Source organism: Actinocrinis puniceicyclus, from assembly GCF_018283645.1.
In the GTDB taxonomy this organism is placed as follows: Bacteria; Actinomycetota; Actinomycetes; order Streptomycetales; family Catenulisporaceae; genus Actinocrinis; species Actinocrinis puniceicyclus.
The window spans coordinates 1-6,280 of sequence record NZ_JAGSXH010000201.1 but is presented as its reverse complement, the minus strand read 5'-3'; the positions used below and the strand labels follow the sequence as shown (position 1 = coordinate 6,280).

At 68.7% G+C, this 6,280-nt stretch carries 6 protein-coding genes; all 6 read right to left on the bottom strand.

Annotated elements, in window-relative coordinates; all coding sequences use genetic code 11:
* On the bottom strand, positions 1-400 hold a 400-nt coding region (locus KGA66_RS27560; protein WP_211472267.1), incomplete at its 3' end, for a helix-turn-helix domain-containing protein.
* Positions 401-613: 213 nt separating this feature from the next.
* Positions 614-1,888, bottom strand: a complete 1,275-nt coding sequence (locus KGA66_RS27555; protein WP_211472265.1) for a helix-turn-helix domain-containing protein — start codon at positions 1,886-1,888, stop codon at positions 614-616.
* A gap of 356 nt (positions 1,889-2,244) precedes the next feature.
* Positions 2,245-2,985 carry a 5-formyltetrahydrofolate cyclo-ligase gene (locus KGA66_RS27550; RefSeq protein ID WP_211472263.1) on the bottom strand — a complete coding sequence of 247 codons (741 nt, stop codon included), beginning with the start codon at positions 2,983-2,985 and terminating at the stop codon, positions 2,245-2,247.
* Positions 2,986-2,990: 5 nt separating this feature from the next.
* Positions 2,991-4,448 (bottom strand): helix-turn-helix domain-containing protein, encoded by a 1,458-nt coding sequence (locus tag KGA66_RS27545; protein WP_211472261.1) that lies wholly within the window; start codon positions 4,446-4,448, stop codon positions 2,991-2,993.
* A 254-nt stretch (positions 4,449-4,702) separates the two neighbouring features.
* Positions 4,703-5,566: a hypothetical protein gene (locus KGA66_RS27540; RefSeq protein WP_211472259.1), complete on the bottom strand. Its 864-nt coding sequence runs from the start codon at positions 5,564-5,566 to the stop codon at positions 4,703-4,705.
* Positions 5,566-6,280, bottom strand: a 715-nt coding sequence (locus KGA66_RS27535) for a type IV secretory system conjugative DNA transfer family protein (RefSeq protein WP_211472257.1), incomplete at its 5' end; no start/stop codon positions are given. The genes KGA66_RS27535 and KGA66_RS27540, both read right to left, overlap by 1 nt.

Here is a 6,280-nt window from a genome sequence, read left to right as displayed (position 1 = left end):
GGGTGGGTTCTTCATCCCTTTGCTTAGGGGGTTGATCGCCGTCTGGGCCGGCCGCCTGGCCACCGGAACCCGGAAACCCAGCCTTCGGCGCCGCCTGGGGCAGCGGGCCGTCGGGGGCGTCGAAGAGATCGACCTCGGTGTATAAGCGGCCTTCCGTAGTCCGCGTCACGACGCGTTTGAGATAGCCGAACCGCTCCAGTTCGCGCAGCGCCGAGGCCACGCGTTCGCGGCCCTCCGGGGTGCGTTCGGCCAGGGTGCGGATGTCGCCGCGCTGGCCATCCGGAAACGATAGAAGGTGGCCGAGGATGCCGCGCGCGCAGAAGCTCAGCCGGTTGTCGCGTAACACCTCGTTGCCGAGTGTCGTGAAAAAGCGCGTGCGGGCAGTACGATGTACGTGCATCGGAGGTCACTTCTCCTGGTGCCATGCCCCGGCGGTGTTCTAGCACCGGCCGGGGTCCTTGTTTTCAGCTGTGCAGGTGATCATACGCGCTTCACCTGCCGGAACGTCGACTGAATCCGAAATCAGAAATGCCGGATACGCTAATTCACCCTATTGGGCGAAAGAAATTGTGATTTTCACAGCGCCGCTTGTTGCGGATTTCTGATCAGGCCGTCAGTCGATCGTGATGTGCTGCACGAGTTCGCGTGCGGGGGCGTTCAGAGGGCGGGGCAGCAGCGGGATCAGCGCGCGCAGCCGTCGCCTGGCCGGGGTGGACTCAAGCGTCTCGGCGAGGGTGGCGGCCTCGGACGCGTAGTTCATCGCGAAGTCCATCTCCCCGACGGCCGCGGTCGCGTAGGCGGCTTCGGCGAGGATGAGGGCCCTAATTTTGGTCTGTCCGGCGGCGAGTGCGGCGATCGCGCGGGTGGCGGCGGTGTGCGCCTCGATGGTGTTGCCCAGGTGGCCGTGTACGTTCGCGGCAACGGCCCAGATGTAGGCGGCGTCGACGAACCGCGCCCATGGCGGCGTGCCGTCGCCCGGCGTGGACGGCGGCAGTTCGCCGCCGAGCTTGACCGCCCGGTTCAGTTCGTTGAGCGCTGTCGGTGCCTCCCCGAACTGCGCGGCCTCCTGGGCTGCGCGCCCGGTCGTCCAGGCGCGGGTGCGCGGATCGGCGCCGGCGTGCGCGGCGGCGGTGTGCGCCAGCTGCCACGCGGTGGCCGGGTCGCCGCGTTCGGCGGCGCTGTGGCTCAGGTAGGTCAGCGCGCAGGCGAACAGCGCGCCGTCGCCGGTCGTGCGCGCGGCGGCCAGGGCGCTGTCCCACCAGCGGTGCGCGCCCTCGGTATCGGCCTGGTCGAAGGCCAGCCATCCGGCCAGTGCCGCGCTCTTTCCGCCTGCCAGCGTCAGGCGGCGGCGTAGCGCATCGCGGCTGGTGCCGGTCAGCAGTGCCGCGATCGCGTCGATGTGCCGGGTGAGCGCGCTCTGCAGGACGCTGGCGCGCTGGTGGTGTTCGCGGTCGAAGAACCGGTCGGTGGCGGCCTCGATCAGCTCCACGCTGCCCGCGTCAGCGCGGACCGGTTTCTCGAAGGCGTGGCGCAGGCGGTCGTATGCGGCCGGGACCGGCTGCCCCCGGCCACCGTGGAGCGACTCGATAGCGGCCAGAGCGCGCCAGGGCGTGGGCGCAGGCTGCACGCTGCCCGCGTTGAGGAAACCGAGCCGATCGTATGGTGCCCGGGTCACCCGCTCCAGAGCGCGCCGGTAGTTCGGGCGGCAGTCGGTGTGCTCGCCCGACTCCCACTTCTGGATCAGCCGTTTGTTGCACGTGTTGGGTTCGCCGAGCGCTTGCCCGGCGTGCTGCACGGCCCGGGCGAACTCGGACTGGCTCATGTGCAGCGACTGGCGTAGCGCGCGCAGCGCGTGGTTGGGCAGACGGCGTTCAATCGGCACGGACATCGCAGACACTTTCCAAGGCGAAGGGGCATCAATAGCATGACGACGCTAAGCCAGTCGTTGTCGGGAAGCGCATACGCGCCGCGCATCGTGTGCGCGGCCGCGCCATGCGCCGAATGCATAGGGCGTGCGGTGCTGAGATGCGGGCCGCCTGCGGTGCGCAATTGAGCTCGCGTGCACACGTGAGTGGCGTATCCCGCTCGCGAGGCGGCTGGAAGGCGGCGGCACATCGCGTGTCGCAGCGCACTGCGGTGCCGCATACTTGGCTGGTGCGATCAGAGAGCAAAGGGGTGCCACGAGGGCGGGAATTGGGGAAACTCCACCACGCACGCGATGAACCGCCTGGCGGCGACGGCCGGCTATCGCTGAGATCGGCGAGGACGGCTGGGCCAGCGGGCCTTTAACGCTGGCATCGCGTCGATCTGTTCGGCGGTCAATTCGTGCCAGAGCACGCGGGCGGGGCGCCGGCGGGGTCCGCTGCACCATACGACCTGCGTCGGTGTGACGATCAGGTCTACGCGGAAGTCGTGCTCGCGCTCCGGTAGGTCTTCGTCAAGAACCTGAGAATCGTGGACGCTCGTGGCAATCGTCGTGCGCTCGCTGATGAGGCCGGCTTCGGCGAGCAAGGCGATCTCGATGTCCGAGTAGCCGGCCCCCTTGCCCAGGCGCGCGCCGCTTGTGTTGACCGCGACGCTGCCGCAGACGACGAGGTCGACCGGCCGCATGTCCTGCGTGTCGACCGCGGTGGCGACGCGCGCGGCTACGGTACGGTCGCCCGCCTCAATGGCGGGCACGGTGAGCGTCCCGGGGTCGAGCAGATAAAACGGCAGCCGCTGCGCGAGCCTCGGCGCAGCCATGTAGAGCAGCTTGCCGGCTTCCAGCGCGAGCACGCGCACAGGCTGCTGCGCACGGTCAGGACCGGCTTTGACTACGCGCGCGCCGCGCCAGACGTCCAGCGACGCGAGGCGATCGGCCGCCTGCTGGGCGCCGGTGAACGCCGGGATGTAGCCGGTTACGCCGGGTTCGACGAAGCCTGAGGCTTCGAGCGTCGCCCATACTCGTTCGCGCACGGCCTGCTTCGGCTGCTTGGTGTCGCTCACAGTCCCTACTTTGCCGCGGTCAGGCTCAGCAGACGATCGTAGACTTCGTGGACCGCCGGAGAGGTGCGCCATCGGCGCAGTTCGCGTCCGGCGCCGAACACGATGTTGAGGCCGCCGCCGCTGCGGTTGTGCTCGATCACCTCGATCGCCTCGTGCAACCGCCGGAGACCCTCATCCAGCTTGCCCTGACGGATACCGGCGAGCGCAAGGTTTCCCAGGACGATCGTGTGCGGTTTGGAGGTGCCGTCGAAGAACTCGGCTGTGGCTTGCAGGAAGTGTTCGGCCCGCTTGGGCTGATTGAGTTCGAGGTAGCAGGAGCCTGCCATGCGGCCGAAATGGGTCGGCGAGTACTGGTGGATCGCCTCGTCTTGCGCCGCGATACCGGCGAACCGGTTCTCTGCGGCGGCAAGCGCACGCTCGCAGGAGACGCGCGCGCCCAGCATCGCGTGTGCTTCTGCGGCGTGCAGTGTCGCCAAGCCGGTGAGCACGCTACTGACGGGAGCGGTCGTCTCGGCCGCCTGGAGGGCGAGGGCCAATCCGTCGCGCGGCTTCTTGTCACCGTAGAGGGCGACCATGCTCTTGCGAAGAAGCGCGAGGCCCTCGATCAACGGATCTCTCGCGCGCTGCGCGGCATCAACCGCCTGATCGAAGTACCGGCGCGCGCCGTGGTGATCGTGCCGCTGGGAGGCGTCCCAGACCAGTTGCCCCATCAAGACGGCGGCCTCCGCCTCGACCGCGGACAGCTCCCGGCGCACCCGGCCGTTGGTCGCGCGCGGGCTTAGGAAACTGATCCAGGCGAGATGGCGTCCGGCGTCCGCGAGCAAAGATGTCGACGGCTCTGAGAGGTACTGCTCGTCGAGTTCTTGGACTGCGTGCCGCAAGTGCGCGACGGTCACGAAGTCGATGCTGCCGGGGTCACGCAACGCGCGGCTGACGCGTGCGGTGATTTCATCATCGGGCGGACTCTGATCAGCGGCTCCCGGAGTAGTGCGGAGCTCGGCGGCGGTGCATGGGAGCAAGACCATTGGCGACACCGATGCGCCTCGCGGATCCGATACGCGACGTGTCTTCTCCGAGGGCAGTTTGAACCAGAGCAGGTCGCCCGGCACGCCGAGTGTGGTGGCCCAGTGAATCAGCTTGCCGAGTTCCTCGGGCGCGCGTCCGCTCTCGATTCGGCTGAGCTGGGCCTGAGTCACGTTGAGCCAGCCGGCGACGGTCTGCTGGGTGAGCACGCGGCCGTGATGAGGGTGGGTGCGGTAGGCGGCGATCAGTCGGCCGAAGTGCCAGCCATCGAGGGCGTCGCGCAGGTGCTCGTGCAGCCAGAACGCGCGTGGCAGCGTGGGCGGCTTCACCAGTTCGTCGCGGGCTTTACTGCGGCATGCCGCGCAAAGGTGGTCGGTGTTGTCCCACGCCAGGCGGGTGCTGCAGCGGGAGCACGAGCGGGGAGGAGTTTGGTAGGCCATGGGCGGAGCCGCTGCTTCCGTGTCGACGACGGGCCCGCGCTACGCCGGCTGAGACGTCGTTTCCTGTCATGTTCTGGTTCCAGGGTGCCGGTTGAGCGGCGCCGCCCGCAAGGGGCCATACGTTTGACGTATATCGCTGACGTAGTCGCTATATGGCCGCTGAACTGCGCTTCCGGGACACTTGATTGTGACGTCTGCGTGTCTAAGCGTTGCGATCTGTGAGGTCTCCCGCACGACACGCCGACCAGAGCGCGTCAGGTGATCGTAGCCAGAGCCGCGGACGACCTTGCTTGGAACGTGGGGTCGCAGGCGGGGTCGATGTCGTCGGCGCGGAACCAGACCGCGTCGGTGTCGCTGTTGTAGCGGCTATCAGTTGCTTGCCGCGTTGGGGAGGCGTGGGTCCACCAGGAGCCGTCGTAGTACGTGAAGGCGGTGATGGTGTGGTGTTGGGGATGGGCGAGGCCGGCGTCGGTGAGAGCCTGCATCTGTGCGATGGTCAGAACATTGAGCTGCGGCATGGTGATGACTCCGGGTTCGTGCTTCGGATCGGTGGGGACGGTGGCGGCTGGTCGCAGGAGCCGCGGGACGCCTGCCAGCGGGTCGGCGTCCGCCCAGGCGCTGGCGTGCTCAGCGCTGAGTTCGCTGTCCACGCTGGCGTGTCCGGCGCGGCATCCGCCGGCCCACCACGTGGTGACGTGGCCGAGGAACGCGACGAGGGCTTGGTGCCAGTAGACGGCGGATTGTCCTGAGCCATCGGGGCCGTAGGCTTCGGCGCGCCACGCGCGCAGCGCCCAGAGTTCCTCGATCAGTTCGGGGTGCTGTGGCCAGCACGGCGGCAGCCGGTCTTCGAGGACCAGTCGGTAGCGGCCGACCAGCCAGGCGGTCCAGGAGCGCAGTTGCTGCCAGGCGAGTACGTATTCGGGCTCGGTCATCGCGTGCCACTCGGGCAGCGTGGTGGCGCCGGGCCGAGGCTCGCCGTGGTCGGCGGCGCTTTCGCGTCGGGCGTGTGGGCGGCGGGTCAGGCGGCTCCCGGTGAGCCGGGGACGTCCGCGCAGCCGGTGGCTGGCGCTCGGGGCGATGGTCGGCGGCGCGGCGTGATGGTCGTCGATGCTGTTCATCAGGCTGGCTCTTTCGCTGTCGCGGCGGCGACTTCGGCGAGCAGGGCACGGGCGTCGCGTTCAGCGCGGGCGTGTTCGGCGGCGCCGGGGCCTTCGTAGTGGCGGGTCATGCGGATCTTGACGGCTGGGGTGGTGGCGTGGATGACCAGGGCTTCGCGCTCGGCGGTGTCGAGTGTGCGAATGTCCTCGGCGGTCATCGTCCGGTGCCGCTGAATGGAGGTTCCGATGGTCAGGGCGCCGTCGTCGCCACGCTGGTAGCTGGTCAGGTGCCGGTCGTATTCGCCGATGAGTTCGGAGAGATCGCGCAGTTCGGTTCCGGTCAGGCCGCCCAGGATGAGCTTGACGGTGGCCGCGCCCCAGAGCATCGCGGCCTGCTTGCTGCCCCAGCGGGCTTCGGCCTGGGCGCGGGACTGGAGGATGGCGGTGATGAAGATGCCGGAGCCTCCGGCGAACGACATCAGCGCGGGGAGGGAAGGCAAGGGGACGACGTTGGCGATCTCGTCGAGGAACAGGCCGAGGGGCGGGTCGAGCCGTCCGCCGGGCATGCTGTCCGCGCGCCGCTTGGAGATGTCGATCAGTTCGTCGACGAAGGCGGCGATCAGCGGGGCGAGGGCGGTGGCCTGTTTCTCGGCGACCAGCAGGTACACGGTGCCGCCGGACTGGAGGAAGTCTTCGAGGTCGAAGCCGTCGCCGGGGTCTGGGCAGAAGGTGTTC